This window comes from Fibrobacter sp. UWR2 (assembly GCF_002210285.1).
Taxonomy (GTDB): Bacteria; Fibrobacterota; Fibrobacteria; order Fibrobacterales; family Fibrobacteraceae; genus Fibrobacter.
Genome location: NZ_MWQE01000002.1, coordinates 280939 through 297498, shown reverse-complemented (window position 1 = coordinate 297498; position 16560 = coordinate 280939). Strand labels below are relative to the sequence as shown.

Annotated in this window: 14 protein-coding genes and 2 tRNA genes; 9 read left to right on the top strand and 7 right to left on the bottom strand. The window is 53.9% G+C overall.

What is annotated here, in order from left to right; all coding sequences use genetic code 11:
- The first annotated feature begins 18 nt into the window (after positions 1–18).
- Entirely contained in the window at positions 19–1458 is a 1440-nt protein-coding gene (locus tag B7994_RS05410; RefSeq protein WP_158213082.1) for a hypothetical protein, read from the top strand.
- A 13-nt stretch (positions 1459–1471) separates the two neighbouring features.
- Here the strand turns inward: B7994_RS05410 and B7994_RS05405 are convergent, their stop codons facing one another.
- From B7994_RS05405 to dapB, 4 genes are all read right to left on the bottom strand, one after another.
- Positions 1472–1912: a PTS sugar transporter subunit IIA gene (locus B7994_RS05405; protein ID WP_233143059.1), complete on the bottom strand. Its 441-nt coding sequence runs from the start codon at positions 1910–1912 to the stop codon at positions 1472–1474.
- Between the two features lie 21 nt (positions 1913–1933).
- The gene (locus B7994_RS05400; RefSeq protein WP_088637444.1) at positions 1934–2956 is read right to left on the bottom strand and encodes an aminoglycoside phosphotransferase family protein; all 1023 of its coding nucleotides are present in this window, start codon (positions 2954–2956) and stop codon (positions 1934–1936) included.
- A gap of 119 nt (positions 2957–3075) precedes the next feature.
- A complete protein-coding gene (locus B7994_RS05395) occupies positions 3076–4092 on the bottom strand; it encodes an ABC transporter permease subunit (RefSeq protein WP_088637443.1) in 1017 nt (338 codons plus the stop codon).
- A complete protein-coding gene (gene dapB, locus B7994_RS05390) occupies positions 4093–4923 on the bottom strand; it encodes a dihydrodipicolinate reductase (protein WP_088637442.1) in 831 nt (276 codons plus the stop codon). It abuts the gene before it with no gap.
- 188 nt (positions 4924–5111) lie between these two features.
- Between dapB and B7994_RS05385 the strand changes: the two genes are divergently transcribed.
- Entirely contained in the window at positions 5112–5444 is a 333-nt protein-coding gene (locus tag B7994_RS05385; RefSeq protein WP_158213081.1) for a helix-turn-helix domain-containing protein, read from the top strand.
- Positions 5445–5457: 13 nt separating this feature from the next.
- Here B7994_RS05385 and ruvX read toward each other — a convergent pair whose 3' ends face one another.
- On the bottom strand, positions 5458–5871 hold the full coding sequence (ruvX, locus tag B7994_RS05380) for a Holliday junction resolvase RuvX (protein WP_144063766.1): 414 nt from the start codon (positions 5869–5871) through the stop codon (positions 5458–5460).
- 86 nt (positions 5872–5957) lie between these two features.
- On the bottom strand, positions 5958–6674 hold the full coding sequence (locus tag B7994_RS05375; protein ID WP_144063765.1) for a porin family protein: 717 nt from the start codon (positions 6672–6674) through the stop codon (positions 5958–5960).
- A 228-nt stretch (positions 6675–6902) separates the two neighbouring features.
- On the opposite strand from B7994_RS05375, the gene B7994_RS05370 reads away from it, so the two are divergent.
- The 7 genes from B7994_RS05370 (at position 6903) to B7994_RS05335 (ending at position 15230) form a co-directional block, all read left to right on the top strand.
- Entirely contained in the window at positions 6903–11336 is a 4434-nt protein-coding gene (locus B7994_RS05370) for an acyl-CoA dehydratase activase (RefSeq protein ID WP_088637438.1), read from the top strand.
- A gap of 17 nt (positions 11337–11353) precedes the next feature.
- Entirely contained in the window at positions 11354–12946 is a 1593-nt protein-coding gene (locus B7994_RS05365) for an ABC-F family ATP-binding cassette domain-containing protein (RefSeq protein WP_088637437.1), read from the top strand.
- 171 nt (positions 12947–13117) lie between these two features.
- Positions 13118–14215 carry a hypothetical protein gene (locus B7994_RS05355; protein WP_144063764.1) on the top strand — a complete coding sequence of 366 codons (1098 nt, stop codon included), beginning with the start codon at positions 13118–13120 and terminating at the stop codon, positions 14213–14215.
- Positions 14216–14254: 39 nt separating this feature from the next.
- A complete protein-coding gene (locus tag B7994_RS05350) occupies positions 14255–14755 on the top strand; it encodes a hypothetical protein (RefSeq protein ID WP_088637434.1) in 501 nt (166 codons plus the stop codon).
- 97 nt (positions 14756–14852) lie between these two features.
- Positions 14853–15050: a hypothetical protein gene (locus B7994_RS05345; RefSeq protein WP_088637433.1), complete on the top strand. Its 198-nt coding sequence runs from the start codon at positions 14853–14855 to the stop codon at positions 15048–15050.
- 6 nt (positions 15051–15056) lie between these two features.
- A tRNA-Val gene (locus tag B7994_RS05340) sits at positions 15057–15131 on the top strand.
- 23 nt (positions 15132–15154) lie between these two features.
- Positions 15155–15230: transfer RNA gene (locus tag B7994_RS05335), tRNA-Asp, on the top strand.
- Positions 15231–15291: 61 nt separating this feature from the next.
- Here B7994_RS05335 and B7994_RS05330 read toward each other — a convergent pair.
- Positions 15292–16557, bottom strand: a complete 1266-nt coding sequence (locus B7994_RS05330; RefSeq protein ID WP_088637432.1) for a hypothetical protein — start codon at positions 16555–16557, stop codon at positions 15292–15294.
- Between the last annotated feature and the right edge of the window lie 3 nt (positions 16558–16560).

Below are 16560 nucleotides of genomic sequence, written 5' to 3'. Positions count from 1 at the left end.
CCCATGAAATTTTTCAAGATGTCCACTGCATGCAAGGCCGCCCTCCTGGCCCTTGCCACTAGCCTTTTTGCCACCGCAGGTTTCGCCGCAAACCATAGTGGCGATCCCGCCGTAACGCACCTTGCATTCAAGGATTCTTCAAAGAAATACCTCGTAAACATCCGTGGCCAACTCATGGACTCCCTGGCCATCACGAACCTCACGAATGCGCCGACACATTACGACAACGACATGTCCGTCCGCCTTTTCCTCGACGGGTACTTTACGCAATCGCTCCATTTCGATGCATTTGTCAAGGTGAGCACCGACTTCACCAACCGGGACATCAGCGATAACTTCTACAACCCAAGCGAAGGCATTCCCTATAACAAGCAGAGCGAGAGCAGGCGTACATGGGACCTCTTTACCGCAAAGATGGACTACACCCTCAAGCCGCTCACCCTCCTCGCCGGTTTCGACTATATCGAATTCGGCCCCGCACGTAGGAACCACGTAATACTCCGTGGCGAAAACAGTTTCTACCGTCCGTGGCAAGATTCCTCGAGCCGAATCGCCGACCCTGCACCTACGCCCTATTTCGGCTACCGATTTGAGATTGGCCCCATCGAATATACGCAATATGCGGCAAGGCTATTCGAAGTAAAGAACAAGGCAAAATACCTGCACGCCCACAGGCTCGATCTACACCTTCCCAAGAATATAACGGTAGGCCTTTCCGAAACATCGCTATATGGTTCCACAACGGAACTGGCGCACACCAATCCCAATGCCGACGCCGACAGCGCAGACCGCCATTTCGAATGGGCATACGTCATCCCGTTCATCCCCTACGTGTTCCAGGAGCACCTGCAAGGCGACCAGGACAATATATCGCTTGCGTTCGACCTGAGTGTACGCACCCTCCCACACTGGGAATTCTACGGAGAACTCCTCTGGGACGACATGAAGTCGCCAACGAGCATGTTCGATGACAGCTGGTGGGGCAACAAGTGGGCCGCAACGATTGGCTTTGCCCGCGACAGCATCTACGTGGGCCCCGTCAGGCTAGACATGTTCACGGAATACACGCGAGTCGAGCCCTGGGTCTACACGCATCACAAGGGCGGCGGCTACACCTATGCAAGTTATGCCCAGAGCCTAGGTAGCGACCTTGGCCCCAACAGCCAGGAAATCCACACCGAAGTCAGTGCTACATACAAATTCATCAACGCCACCCTGTTTGCAAGCAGTGTCGCAAAAGACACAGCATTCGGCGGAAACATTTCGGATATTCACGGCCCCTTTGACGCCACTGACAAGGATTTCCTCAACGACGAAACCACCAAGCGATACACTGAAATCGGTGCGACCATCGGGCTTACCCCTTGGCACTGGATAAGTTTCCGTACAGGTTACACGCGCTACTTCGGAGACTACGAAGGGTACCGTGCCTATGCTACAGGCTCGGTGCAGTGGTAAAAATCAAGCGGGCTTAAAAAAGAAGTTTAACGTCCTCGTCGCACATCACGGCGAGGGCTTTCTTTTTCCATTCCGGATCGAGCAACCGCTTTGCCATTCCCGCAATGACCTGCGTATGCGCTGTCGCCGATTCCATCGGTGAAAGCAGAACGCAGAGGAACTGAGCCTTTTCGTTATTGCGGATTTCGATTCCCGAAAAACCTGCCGGGCAAACAGCAAAAGCCATCAGGGGCTGCGGAAGCCCAGAAATGCGGGTATGCGGCAAAAGCAGCCCCTCGCCCATATAGATTCCCTGCTTCACGCGTTCCGATAAAGCCTTCCATGCACCCATGGCATCAAACGAAGCCGCATGGACAAGCGCATCATAAGCATACCCGAGCGCTTCATTGAAGGTCACGGTCGATTTATACAATTTCGTATAGACAGGAACCATACCGTCCACTTGCCACTCCATTCCAAAAACAAGTATATGCGATTATACCAAGGTTTTCTTGATAAATTCAATGGCTTCCGGTTCAGTCGCCTTGACAATCAGGCTGAATTCCGCAAGCAGAGCATTGAGCTGGCGCGTGCCCGGTTCAATGTACTGTTCGAATTTCTGGATACCCTTCACCTTGCTGAGGAAGCAGTAGGCACCGAGCGCCTGCATCACGCGCTGCAAGCTCGCATGGATAAAGCTTTCCCAGGCATCTTCCTTGGTGTAGGCCTGCACACGCTTGTTCTGCATGCGCCAGTATTCGAAGAAGTCCTTCACCATCGATACCGGCAGGCTCACGTACGGGTCCCACAGGAGGCTTGCGATATCGTAGAACGCAGACCCTCGACGTGCTCCCTGGAAATCCACGAAGGCGATTTCGGAATTCGGGCGGACCATGATATTCTGGCTCTGGAAGTCACGGTGCATGAGCAGCTTGGGCTGCGCATCCACGGAGACCGCAAGCAGCGAGAAGAAATTCTTGACACACTGCGGAATTTCCTTCAGGCCACAATGCCCCTTCAGGAAATTATCCGTAAAGTAATCCGTCTCCCACTTGAGGGCGGCAAAATCGAAGCGGCGGATCCAGAGTTCCGTATGCGAACTGAAGATGGCCTGGCTGGCTTCCTGCCACTTGACAAGCGCGTCAATGACCGTCGGGTAGAGAATCCTCTCGTTGCCCGAACGGACGCCCTCGTTCACGGGGGCCACCTCGTCCAGGAGGTTACGCTTGCCCAAATCTTCCTGAAGCACCTGGCACGCCGTCTCGTCGACAGCAAAGACCTGCGGCACCGGTAATCCGTAGTTGCGGAAAGTCTTGGAATAATCCACGAAATGGCGGAAATCGTCATTGACCTCGGCACACACCTGCAAGACGCAGGAAAGTTTCTCTTCGGAAATACGGAAATACTGGCGACCCGAACCCGCACCCGCAATCGGGGAAACGGTAAAATTCTCGGTATAGCCGCGGGAAAGCAGATAGCCTTTGATAACAGGAGAAATTTGCAGGGATTCGTTACTCATGTTACGTAATATAAAAAAGACAGGAGAAAAAAGTTAATGGCCGCAAGTTTTTTTATAAAAAAAAAGCACCATCGGTGCTTTACAATTTCTGGTAACCGGCAACTAACGACTAATGACTACTACGAGAACTTGATGCGCGGATCCACGAGCGTATAGAGGATGTCGCTGAAGAGGCGCCCCACCATCGCCATAAGGCTACTCAGAAAGATGATGCCCATGACCACGTTGTAATCGCGGTTCACCATGGAGTTGTAGTAGAGGAGACCCATGCCGTCGATATCGAAGACCTTCTCGATAAGGAGGGCCCCCGCAAACATCAAGGTGCAAATTTCGGAAAGGCGCGTGGCTATCGGGATAAGCGCGTTACGGAGCGCATGGCGCACCAGTGCCTGGTTGAAGTTCATTCCCTTCGCGAGCGCCGTGCGCATATAGTCCTTACCCAGTTCCTCGAGCGCGGAATTCTTCATGAGGAACGTGAGGAACGCGAATTCCCCAATCATGTAGCAGAAGATAGGCAATACTAGATGGTGGCCCAAATCCGCAATTTTCCCAAACAAACTAAATTCTTCGAAATCATCGCTCGTAAGGCCCCCCAGCGGGAATATATCGAGGTACGAACCGCCCGCAAGGAAGATGATGAGCAAGATACCGAGTGCGTATCCCGGCATCACGTAGCCCGAGAAAATCACGCCCGAGCTAAGCGAATCGAGTTTGCTCCCGTGATGCACAGCCTTCCAGAGGCCAAGCGGGATGCAGATCAGGTAGCTCAGAGAGAACGACGTGATACCAAAGAACAGCGAAATCGGGAAGCGGCTCACGATGACATCCCAGACCGGGAGGCCGTAGGTGTAGCTTGAACCCAGGTCCAAGTGCAGCACGTTCCAGAGCCAGGTCAGATAGCGCTTCCAGGCCGGCTGGTCAAAACCGAAGTACGCCTGGATTTGGGCTATCTGGTCTGGCGAGAGCGCCTTGGAGGCATCTACCCCGCCCTTCATGGCGGCGGCTTGCTGCGCACGCGAAATCATTTCCTCCACAGGGCCACCCGGCAAGAGCTGGATGAGGATGAAGCACACCAGCGAAATCCCGATAAGAGTCGGGATCATCAAAAGCAGGCGGCGGAGGATATAAGAACGCATTTACCTCATCTTTCCGGAGCGCAGGACGTCCATCATGTTGAAGGGTTTGGCGGTACCGGCGGCAATCTGCTCGGCGAGGAAGTTCACGGCGTCCACGGTGCCTTCGGCGTAAATCTTACGGCCGCACACGTTGTGCTGGAACTCGAAATGAACGGTGCCGTCGGCGCTGTCGAGGCTGTAGGTGTGGAAGGCGTGACCGCCGAGGTATTCCTCGGGCACGTGCATGCGTTCCATCTGTTCCTTTTCGTCACGGACCTTCTCGATATCGTCCGGCGTGTAGGCAAAGCCCATCTTCTGGAAGGTGCCCACGACCGCGCGGGCCGTACCGCTCGTGTCGGCCTTGGTCTTCTGGTGGCTCTCGACCACGGAAAGCTTATAGCCGTCGAATGCAGACGGAAACTCGCTTGCCAGGAACTCGATCATGCTCTGGAAAGCGACAATCTGCTTTGCCATATTCGGGGCAATAACGCTCGGGTGGTTTGCATCGGCCACGAGCTTCGCAAGCGCATCACGGTCACCGCCGGTGGTACCCATCACGAACGGAATCTTGTGCTTTACGTAGAAAGCGGCGTTGTCATTCACGGCCGACGGGTGCGTGTAGTCGATGCAGATAACGTTCGGATACTTTGCAAGCACTTCACCGATGCGTTCCTCGCGGTTAGAGGGCTTCAAGAGCTGGATGGTCTTCCCCGCCACTACGGATTCGTTTTCCACGATAATCTCACCCGTCAGGGAATACGGGACCAGTTCCAAGCCACGGGCCACGCATGTTTCGGCCACGATGCGACCCATGTTGCCCGGAATACCATTAACCATCACTTGTACAGACATAAAATCTCCTGTTTTTAACCGCAAAAATAATTAAAAACGCACTCTCTAATAATAATGCTAGGCAATATTGCCTCTTCTACGATTTAACAAGCCTACACCAAACGTAACAAATATTTTACAAGTTTTACAGAAAATGGATAACATATGTTATCACAAAACGAAGGATTATTTCCCTAGAATTACCCTCCGTGAAACTGAAAACTGAAGAGGAACGTATTTTTGACGAGACTCTCGCGTATGTCATAAAGGCGCGACGGGATAAGTTAGACTATTCCCAACAGTACATCAGCAACAACGCCTGCGTTTCGAGAACAACATTGGGAAAATGGGAAAAAGGCGAAAAGACGCCCATAACCTTTGACCTTTACAACGTTGTCAAGGTCCTATACAAGAATCCATCTGAATTCTGGGAAGAGTTTTCCACCGCATACGAAAAGAATGCAGCCCCCATTCGCGAAGCTGCAGAAAAGATGAAATACCAGTCTTATATTGAACGAACTCGCAACAAAAAGAAAAAATAACGGTTAGCGCATTCTAGCCATTTTCATCTAACCATCTCTGAAGAATAATCGCTGCGGCCAATTGATCAATCACCGCCTTATTTTTCTGTTTTTTCTTCTTGCTAAAGTAAGACGTCTTTTCCTGCGCCTGAACACTGGAATACGACTCGTCCTGCGTGTATACAGGTAACCCCGGGAATCGTAGTTTCAAATCCTCGATAAACTTTTCTACAACCACGTTCTTGCCATCGGCACGACCATCGGGGTGATAGGGCATACCCACTACAAAGGCGTCAATCTTGTTTATCTTCACGAGTTCATCGAGCCTTACAAACAAGTTTGTCGTCTTCTGGTCAATAGTTTCGCGAGAGAAAGCCATACGCAACTCGGAATCGGCAAAAGCGACTCCGACACGATGCTCACCGTAATCAAGAGCAAGATAGTTCATCGGAGCGAAATATAAAAAAAGAAACCCGCTAAAAACAAGAAGCCCGGCTAGAAGCCGGGCCGACTTGCCGTTCAACGGGACCTACACTAGAGGAGGTAGGTCATCGAAAGCTGGATGTTCCAAGCGCTCGGCTTGTCTTTAACGTCATCGCTTACGCTGTTGAAGTCGTACATGAAGCGGAGGCCGACATTCATGTCGTGGCCACCCTGGTGGAACTGCGCACCGGCACCGAGAACAAGCGACACATAAACGCTGCTGGTCTCAATGTCTTCGGCGGCGACAAGATCACTTGCGTAATCGACCTCGTTGTCGTAGGAATCATAGTAGTTGTACTGCGCCGAGAACATGTCGGCAAGGCAGAACGCAAGACGGAGGCCGCCTTCCACGTAGAGGAAAGAAAGCGGTTCGTAGCGGGCGAGCAAGGGCACGTCCATGAGGATTTGCGAGATGCCCTGTTCATATTCGTATTCGTAGCCATTGCCAAGGGAAACGCGGTCGCTGGTTTCATAGAAATAGCGGAAGATGAAGTTCACTTCGGGAGCGACAGCCAACTGCTTGTTGATGTAGTAACGGAGGGAACCGCCCACATAGCCGCCAACGCCGGTAAGGTCGCCAAGACCGCCCACGCCGACACCGATATGGCCGCCAAGACGGATTTTCTGGTAGTCGGTATCTTCAGAAGACTTTTCCGCGGCAGGAGCGGCGGACACGCTTTCTTCGGCGGGTTCAGCCTGGGTGGATTCCTCTGTAGAGTAGCTGTCATCTTCGGTTGCGGCGGGGGGTATCGCCGTAATCATCGTCATACTGGGCGAACGAAGGTACACAGGCAAAGCCAAACGCTATGGCAAGCACGGCCAATTTTTTCATAGAATTCTCCTTCTGAAAGGTTTGTGAGTTTGTTTAATAAAAAATAGCAATCGTCGATGCAGATGTCAACAAAAAAACTCAATCCTTTTTTTTGCGAATTTTGGCATTTAACGGCCCCGTTTGCCAATTAGACCCACCCCAATTTTTCTATCTTTACGCCCACTATGAGCAATATGAAGAACGATTTATGGGTCGGCGTGGACGTTGGTTCCACCACCGTGAAGATTGCGGTTGTCGATCCAGAGACCAACAAGCTTTTGCATTACACGTACCAGCGCCACAACGCCATGCAGGCGCAAAAGGTTTTCGAGGTGCTGCGGGAGGCCCACGGGCTCTTCCCGGACAAGAATTTCAGGGTCGCCTTCTGCGGTAGCGGTGGCCAGCCCTTCGCCGACGCCACGCACGCCTTCTTTGTACAAGAAGTGGTGGCAAACGCCCTCGCCGTGCGCGCCACCTACCCCGAATCGCGCGTCGCCATCGAACTCGGCGGCCAGGACGCGAAGGTCGTATTCTTCGAAAAAGACAAAACAACCGGCAAGCTCATCGCCAGCGACATGCGCATGAACGGCGTGTGTGCGGGCGGTACCGGCGCATTTATCGACCAGGTGGCCGAACTCCTCCGTATCAAGACAGAAGCCTTCGAAGGTTTTGCCAAGCGCGGCCAGAAGGTCTACGAGATTTCGGGCCGTTGCGGCGTGTTCGCGAAGACGGACATCCAGCCGATGCTCAACAACGGCATCGCCAAGGAAGATATCGCCCTCTCGAGCTTCCACGCCATCGCCAAGCAGACCATCGGTGGCCTCGCCCAGGGCATGGAAATCAAGCCGCCCGTGATTTTCGAGGGTGGCCCGCTCACATTTAACCCGACTCTCGTACGCGCCTTCAAGGAACGTCTGGGCATCTCCGACGAGCAGGCTATTGTGCCAGAACACTCCGAAGTGCTCGTCGCCATGGGTGCAGCCCTTTCGCTCGGGTCCATGTTCGCCGACCAGGAATGCCAATACCGCATGGAAGGCTCCCTGGACGCCCTCGTACACTTTAATGAAATCCGCCAGGCCGAAAACAAGGCCAAGGCTGCCGCCGACCTCTTCTTCAAGAACGATGCCGAATACAAGATGTTCCTCGAAGAACACAAGATGGCCGATAACCACTACCCGCAGCCTGCCTCCGGTACCGAACTCAACGTGTACCTCGGTATCGACGCCGGTTCCACCACCACCAAGTTCGTACTCCTCGACGAGCAGGATAACGTGGTCGACGGCTTCTATGCAAGCAACGACGGTGAACCGCTCGCCGTGCTGAAGCGCGCCATGAACGAACTCGCTGACCGCTACGAAGAATACGGCGTAAAGCTCAACATTCTGGGTGTAGGTACTACCGGTTACGGTGAACAGCTCTTCGCCAAGGCCGTCCATGCCGACTACCATACGGTGGAAACGGTCGCCCACGCGAACGCCGCCCAGAAGATTTGCCCCGACGTAAGCTTTATCCTCGACATCGGTGGCCAGGACATGAAGGCCATCTCCGTCCAGGACGGCGTGGTCACCGGCATCATCCTGAACGAGGCCTGCTCCTCGGGTTGTGGTTCGTTCATCGAAACGTACGCCCGCAGCCTCGGCATCCCGATGGAAAAGATTGCCGAACTCGCATTCAACGCCAAGAGCCCCTCCCAGCTGGGTTCCCGCTGCACGGTGTTCATGAACAGTTCCATCATCACGGAACAGCGCGACGGCAAGCAGCCCGAAGACATCATCGCGGGTATCTGCCGTTCCATCATCAACAACGTCTTTACGAAGGTCATCCGCATCCGTAACCTGAACACCCTCGGCAAGAAGGTCGTGGTCCAGGGCGGTACCTTCAAGAACAACGCGGTCCTCCGCGCCTTCGAGCAGTACACCGGCCTTAAGCCCATCCGTCCCGAACGTCCGGGCGAAATGGGCGCCATCGGTATCGCGCTCCTCACCCGCAAGTACATGGAAGAGAAGCGCAAGGAAAATCCTGACCTCAAGTCGAGTTTCATCGGCCTCGAGGCCATGAAGACCTTCAGCTGGCACAACCAGCCGGGTCAGCTCTGCCAGTACTGCACCAACCACTGCTCCCGCACTATCGTCACCTTCAGTGACGGCCAGAGCTTCGTTACCGGCAACCGCTGCGAACGCGGTGAAGTCACCGCCGACCCGAACGACCCGAAGACGAAGGCCCTCATCGCCGAAATCAACAAGAAGATGCTCGCCGTGCCTGACATGATCAAGCGCACGAACCAGCTTCTGGTGAAGGACTATGCCCCGGCAAAGCTCGCCCCCAACAACGGGAAGACCATCGGTATCCCGCGCGCCCTCGAATTCTGGGCCAGCCTCCCCTTCTGGAAGGCGTTCTTCACGAGCCTCGGCTACACCGTCGTCGTAAGCCGCCAGAGCGACTACAAGATGTTCGAAGCCGGCCTCCACAGCGTGCCCAGTGACACCGTGTGCTTCCCGGCCAAGCTCGTGCACGGCCACGTGCTCAGCCTCATCGAAAAGAAGGTCGACCGCATCTTCTTCCCGATGATGATTGCCATCCCGAGCGACCACACCAAGTTTACCGCCACCTCCGTGTGCCCCGTGGTGCAGGCCTACCCCAACGTCTGCAAGAACACCGACGAGCCAGAGAAGAACTATGGCGTGCCGATGGACCAGCCGATTTTCCACTGGTTCAACACGAAGCTCCGCCGCAGCCAGACCGTCGACTGGTTCCACGAGAACTGGAAACTCGACAAGAAGCTTTTGAACAAGGCCGTCGACGAAGGCGAGAAGGCTCTCCAGAGCTACCGCACCACGCTCCTCGAGGAAGGCCAGAAGATTCTCGACGATGTCCGTGCCCAGAACACCTTCGCTGTCGTGATTGCGGGCCGCCCGTACCATGCGGACATGCTCATCAACCACAACATCGCAAGTCACTTTACGGCGATGGGCATTCCAGTGCTCACCACCGAGTCACTCCCGGGCGTGTACGACCAGGATGTGCCGAGCCACACCCGTATCGAAATCAAGAACACCTTCCACCTACGCATGATTGGCGCCACGATGATCGCGGCCAAGGACCCGAACATCGAACTTGCCCAGATCGTGAGCTTCGGTTGCGGCCATGATTCCATCTTGACCGACGAAATGCTGCGCATGATGCACCGCGATTCCAACAAGGAAATGCTCATGCTCAAGCTCGACGAAGGTGACGCCCGCGGCCCGGTGGGCATCCGCATCAAGAGCTTTATCGAGACGGTGAAGGCACGCCGTGCGGCAAACCTCCCCGACAAGCCCGAAAGCAACGAACCGCTGTACCACACGCCGTTCGTCGCCGAAGACAAGCAACGCCGCCGCATTTTGACGCCGAACCTCTCGCCCGCATTTACCGTGCTCGCGAGCGAATACATGAAGCGCGAAGGCTACATTGCCGAATACCTGCCCGTGGCTGACAAGGAAGCCATCGAGCTCGGCAAAAAGTTCGTCCACAACGATATCTGCTTCCCCTGCCAGGTGAACATCGGCGAAGCCCTCAAGTGGCTCGTCAATCACCCCAACGTGCCGCAGAACGAAGTCTCCATGTGCCTTGCCAAGAACTGCGAAAACTGCCGTGCCGTGCAGTACGCAGTGCTTGCCCGTAAGGCCCTCGACGAAGCCGGCTTCAAGGACGTCACCATCATCACGACAGGCGTGGACTACAAGGGCATGCACCCCGGCTTCCAGCTGGGTCTCGACTTCCGCCTCCACATGCTGTGGGGCCTCGTGACCATGGACGCCATCGAAATCATGTACCGCGCCCTGCGCCCCTACGAAGTCAATGCCGGCGACACCCAGAAGGTCTATGACGAATGGATGCCGAAGGTCATCGCAGTGGCCGGTCACCTGACCACCGCCCAGCTGGTGCGCCCCTCCAAGCTCATCGAAGTCTTCGAGCAGTGCATCGAGGCTTTCAACGGCGTCGAAATTACAGAAGAACGCAAGAAGGGCATCCGCAAGCCGCGCGTGGCCGTGCTCGGCGAAATCCTCATGAACTACCACCCAAGCGCGAACGGGTTCATCGAGAACTACCTGATGAACAACGGCATGGAAGTCTACCTCCCCGGTATGACAGACTTCTTCCGCGTCGATGAAGTGGTTCGCGCCGAAAAGATCAAGCGCGGTTTCTCCGCCAACCCGCTCATGGACCGCGTCGAAGGCGGCGTGACTGCAAGGGTTTACACGCACGCCGTGGAAACTGCCCGCAAGTCGATGCACAAGTTCAAGCTCTACGAGCACCATGCCGACTGCTACGAACTCAAGGACTACGTCACCGAGATTATCGACCCCACCTACAACACCGGTGAAGGTTGGCTTATCCCGGGCGAAATCCTGTACAACTCGCGCCACGGCATCAACAGCCACATCATCCTGCAACCGTTCGCCTGCCTTGCCAACCACATCAGTGGCCGCGGCCTCACCAAGGCCGTCAAGGAGCGTTGCCCGCACATCCAGATCCTCTCCCTCGACTACGATCCGGATACGAGCTTCGCGAACATCGAGAACAGATTGCAGATGCTCATCATCAACGCCCGCGAACTGGAAAAAGCAAACCAAGCCTAACCCTATTTATATAATACATGCTCAACGTCTCTAATGTCAGTCTTCAATACGGTAGCCGCGTCCTCTTCAAGGAAGTGAACCTCTCCTTCAAGCGCGGCAACTGCTACGGAGTCATCGGCGCGAACGGCGCCGGCAAGTCTACCTTCCTCAAGATCCTTTCTGGCGAACTCGAACCCAACACCGGCGAGGTAAGCAAGGATCCGGGCGAACGTATCGCCGTCCTCAAGCAGGACCACTTCGCCTACGAACAGAACACCGTTCTCGAAACCGTCATGATGGGTTACCCCGAACTCTACGAGCTGGGCAAAAAGCGCGACGAACTCTATGCACTGCCCGAAATGACGGAAGAACAGGGCATGCAGGCCATGGAAATCGAGACCCGTTTCGGCGAAATCGGCGGCTACGAAGCCGACTCGAACGCCGCTGTGCTCCTGAAGGGCCTCGGCATTCCCGAAGAATTCCACTACAGCCTGATGGCCGACCTCGACGGTGGACAAAAGATCCGCGTGCTCCTCGCCCAAGCGCTGTTCGGCAACCCCGACATCCTTTTGCTCGACGAACCGACGAACCACCTTGACCTGGAAACCGTCGGCTGGCTCGAAGACTACCTCGAACGCTTCGAGAACATCGTCATCGTGGTGAGCCACGACCGTCACTTCCTCAATGCGGTCTGCACGCACACCTGCGATATCGACTACGGCAAGATCAACCTCTACGGCGGCAACTACGAATTCTGGTACGCAGCGAGCCAATTGGCCCAGAAGCAGAGAAAGGACCAGAACCGCCGCGCCGAAGAAAAGATCGAAGAACTGAAGGCGTTCATCCGCCGCTTCGCTTCCAATGCAGCAAAGGCCAAGCAGGCTACATCCCGCAAGAAGCTTTTGGACAAGATGACCGTCGAAGAAATGCCGGCATCGAGCCGCAAGTTCCCGTGGGTCAACTTCAAGATGGACCGCGAACCGGGCAAGATCGTGCTCGAAGTCAAGAACGCCGACCTTGACGGCGGTGACGGCATCGTCTGCAAGGGCCTTAACTTTAGTCTCAATAATGGGGACAAAGTAGCACTCGTCGGCGAATACGACACACTCAAGACAGCCTTCTTCCAGCTGATTGCCGAAGAGACCAAGTGCCCCGATGGCGTGCTCAAGTGGGGCAACACCATCAGTTACAGCTACTTCCCGAAGAACAACGACGCCTACTTCGGCACGGACCTTTCCCTTGTGGATTGGCTTCGCCAGTACAGCAAGGAACAGGACGAAACCTTCATTCGCGGGTTCCTCGGCCGCATGCTCTTCACCGGCGAAGAAGCCCTCAAGAGCGCGAATGTGCTCAGCGGTGGCGAAAAAGTGCGCTGCATGCTCAGCCGCATGATGCTCAGCAATGCAAACTGCCTCTTGCTCGACGAACCGACGGCCCACCTGGACCTTGAAGCGATTACCGCCCTCAACAACGGCCTCACCGCATTCCAGGGCCCCATCATCTTCTGCTCGCAGGACCATGAGTTTGTTCAAACTGTCGCAAACCGCGTGCTTGAACTCACTCCGGATGGAGTTCTCGACCGTAGCATCACCTTCGACGAATGGCTCGAAACCAAGAAAAAGAAGAAATAATGTTCAAAGGGTCCCGCAAAAGCGGGACCTTTTAAGTTTGCTCATCCCCCAAAAAACACCTTTTGTCGATATATAAGCCGTAAAATCACCTTATCATACCATTTCGGCCATAAGGTTATCCTTTTTATCTCCGTTTTTATATATTTGAATACAAAGACAAGGAGAACCAACATGAAGACTCTCATTAAACACATAGCACTATTTGCAGCGATTTTGACTATCAGTTCTTTTGCCGCTGAAAAGGTATACATGGCACCCGTCGGTACCACGAACATCCACAGCGACTACGGCATCGCCGCCATGAAACTGATGAAAACCTACATCGAAGATGACGGCCGCTTCATCCTCATCGAGGGCTCTGCCCAGGATAGCGTTACCATCGAAAAACAGGAAACTGTCAAGAATAAGGCGGTCGCGAAAGGTTGTTCCAAGTACATCATCGCGGAATTCACCCGACTTGGTGAAAGCGTCATCCTCTCCTTCAAACTGTACTCCACATCGCAAGACGCTCCCATCTGGACAGACCGCCTCAAGGCTGCCAATCCTGACGATTTCGACCCCATTATTCAGCGTGTAGCACGTAATATCGGCACCCGCGAAAAGGCAACTTCCGACCAGGATATCTATAATGTCACCGAGAACGAGACCAAGCTCCCGAAGCGCAAGAAGGTGAACTCCTACTTTGGTATCGGTATTGGAGGTATGGTTCCGCTCTCCCCCATCGTAGAAATGACACCGGGTGTGAATCTGTTCGGCATGTATGATACCCAGACCCTCCTCATCGGGCTCGATGCGAACTTCTGGGGAATGGGAACAGACAACCGCTATAGCTATGCAGACATCGGCATTTCCATCCACTACCCGTTCGGCCGCAAGTTCATTGCGCCCTACATTGGTGGCGGCCTCAACCTCTCTTCCGTCGATTTCAACACCGACGTTACGCATCCGTACACCAGTTCTGAATACGACGACAGTGTCAAAAGAAACCGTGTCACGACCAAAGACAGAACGGATACCTACACCTATACCTCTTCCGGTGTCGGAGCCTACGGCGGTGCAGGCATCATGTTCAACAGAGCAAGCTCCATTGCGCTCTTCTTCGAGGTCAAGTATTTCGTGGACTTCTACAAGCTTGAGGAGCCGAAAGAATATGTCTCGGAAGATGTCTGGAACGACTACACCGGCGGCTACAGCAAGAAACTTCCAAATAAATCCAGCAAACTGTTCCAGGGCTTCATGTTCGATCTCAAGTTCGGTTACGGTTTCTAAGGTTCAATCGTGCGTATCGCAAAATACATCCTTCCGGTCTTGGCGTTATCGCTTAGCGGTTGCTACCTAAGTCAGACTCATATTCAGACGACTGACGGCAGGAGCTACCAGGTCTACGGTGACGGGATCCTGCTTTGCGAAGATAGCCAGGATTGCAAGATTCCGCAGCGTGGGACGCCCCACACGCTTGAACTCGAAGCGGTCAAAAACGGCAACGTCGTCGGAAGAACAAGCATCCAGCGCGAGATAACGACCTCTTCCATACTCTGGGGATTTCTGACCTACTTCGTTACCCTCTACGTATACGAGGCTTATCCGGATCAAGTTTACATCCCGCTCGACTACTCGAACCCGATTGTCAACGAGCAAGGAAAATACAACGGAGGCTTTGCTGGCGGCGACGCTTGGAACACCTCCCCGTTCCAGTCCAACGGGAGCGCATGGGATAACGGAACCAACGAGCCCAAGGCCGTAAGGCAAGAGCAAACTCCTCCGCCCCAACCCGTACCTGTCGACAACGAGGGATTACAGGAATACTAAGTCATTTGCGGGCAAAAATTCGCCCGCATTCTTTATTTTTGGTTGACAACAAGGGAAATATTTTTATATTTGGCACGTAATCAAGAGGACGTAGTAAATGTTGAATAAAAAGAATATCATTCTTATTGCCATCGGCGTTTTACTGCTCGTTATTGGATTCCTCTGCCTCGCCACTGGCCCTGCAGATAATCCGGTCAGCCTCACGGTTGCACCCCTTATCCTGGTTGTTGCCTACATGGTCGTGATTCCCCTCGGAATCCTCTTCACCGGCAAAAAGCAGGACAAGCAGGATTAAAATTCCGGGCGATTAGCTCAGTTGGTTCAGAGCGTCTGCCTTACAAGCAGAATGTCAGCGGTTCGAATCCGTTATCGCCCACTACCGAAAATCGGAAACGATTTGGGGTGGTAGCTCAATTTTGGTTAGAGCACCGGCCTGTCACGCCGGAGGTTGCGAGTTCAAGCCTCGTCTATCCCGCGATAAAAGACCTTCAAATGAAGGTCTTTTTCGTTTATTGAGTGAAGAAAAGAAACACGCCCTACCAGAGGAACAGGCCAAGGTTTATGCCGAACTGGTGGGCAACAAATCCCGCTTCAATATCCTTACCCGTTTCCGAATCATCAATGATGCCGCGTTCGTAGTAATCGAGAGTTCCGAAATTCGCCTGGTACTTGAGACGCGCCACAAGGGCAAACGCGAAACCGCCGTAATGTTGCGGTTTCTTGACAAAGAGGCGAACATCCGTATTGAGACCGAGAACAAAGACATTGGAGCTAGCGTCGGCACACATAAAATCGTAGGTAGCAAAGCCGATAAACGGTTCAACCCTCACGAAACGGGAATCGAAGGCGGTAAAGCCCAGCGTAAGCCCAATCAGTTCGTCTTCGTAATCATCCCACTGATAATCCGCCGGCCTGCTTATAAGCCCGTAATTATAGAAGAAGTTAAGCGAGATGCGCCCCCACTGCAATGAGCCTTCGAAATTGAAGCTCGACCCCATTTCCGTGTGGAGGTAGTCGGTAGCGTCGCCCGTCAAGAAGCCCGCCCAAAAACCCGCATACACACCCATACCGCCGGTGTAGTACTTGTGCTTTAGAGGATCCTTGCGGAAGTCGCGCAAGCGCTGCACAATTTTTTCGACAAAGGGAATAACACTGTTCTTGAGGTAGCCGGTATGTTCCGTGTAGGGGTTCTTCTCGACAAAGGATTTTGCACGTTCCAGGAACTGGTCGGCACGTGCGGTATCACGGACATTGCGATAAATGAAGGTGTTCGAGCGGAACTTGTAGAAATCGAAACCGATGGTGAGTTCACCATAGATCATCGTCGCATAGAGGTCCTTGATTTCTTCGCTCACATCAGACGCATCGACGAGCTTCACCATGGAATCCGCCTTGGCCTCCGTGAACGGGTCGAACTTGTCGTAAAGGTACTTGTGGAGGGCGTCCTTCTCGTAATAGCGTTCGTCCTTCTTTTCGGGCGTGTACGAGGAATCCAGCAATATGCGGCGCTGGCTTGCGTACTTGCGGACACCGTCGGCATATTTCCCCATTTCCATGTCAATAAGGTATTCTTCGAAAATGCTGAGCGGGGCACCGTCGTTCAAGTTGGCCTGCAAGTAGGCGTACGCCTCGCCCGCCCTTTCGAAATCCTTGCTCTCGAGGGACTTCTTTAACACGTCGCGCGCACGGCTAAAGAGTTCCTTCTTGGAAGGAGTGTTGTAGATATCTTTTTTTACGCCTTCCTGTTCTTGCGAGAAACAGAAAGAAGCCAGAACCAGAAGAATTACAATAAGTTTTTTCATATT

Bases quoted from the DNA above. Each gene is read 5' to 3' on its own strand.
- B7994_RS05365 (WP_088637437.1), top strand. From the start codon at position 11,354: ATGCTCAACGTCTCTAATGTCAGTCTTCAATACGGTAGCCGCGTCCTC.
- B7994_RS05345 (WP_088637433.1), top strand. From the start codon at position 14,853: ATGTTGAATAAAAAGAATATCATTCTTATTGCCATCGGCGTTTTACTG.
- B7994_RS05410 (WP_158213082.1), top strand. From the start codon at position 19: ATGTCCACTGCATGCAAGGCCGCCCTCCTGGCCCTTGCCACTAGCCTT.
- dapB (WP_088637442.1), bottom strand. From the start codon at position 4,923: ATGTCTGTACAAGTGATGGTTAATGGTATTCCGGGCAACATGGGTCGC.
- B7994_RS05330 (WP_088637432.1), bottom strand. From the start codon at position 16,557: ATGAAAAAACTTATTGTAATTCTTCTGGTTCTGGCTTCTTTCTGTTTC.
- ruvX (WP_144063766.1), bottom strand. From the start codon at position 5,871: ATGAACTATCTTGCTCTTGATTACGGTGAGCATCGTGTCGGAGTCGCT.
- B7994_RS05405 (WP_233143059.1), bottom strand. From the start codon at position 1,912: ATGGAGTGGCAAGTGGACGGTATGGTTCCTGTCTATACGAAATTGTAT.
- B7994_RS05400 (WP_088637444.1), bottom strand. From the start codon at position 2,956: ATGAGTAACGAATCCCTGCAAATTTCTCCTGTTATCAAAGGCTATCTG.
- B7994_RS05375 (WP_144063765.1), bottom strand. From the start codon at position 6,674: ATGACGATGATTACGGCGATACCCCCCGCCGCAACCGAAGATGACAGC.
- B7994_RS05355 (WP_144063764.1), top strand. From the start codon at position 13,118: ATGAAGACTCTCATTAAACACATAGCACTATTTGCAGCGATTTTGACT.
- B7994_RS05370 (WP_088637438.1), top strand. From the start codon at position 6,903: ATGAGCAATATGAAGAACGATTTATGGGTCGGCGTGGACGTTGGTTCC.
- B7994_RS05395 (WP_088637443.1), bottom strand. From the start codon at position 4,092: ATGCGTTCTTATATCCTCCGCCGCCTGCTTTTGATGATCCCGACTCTT.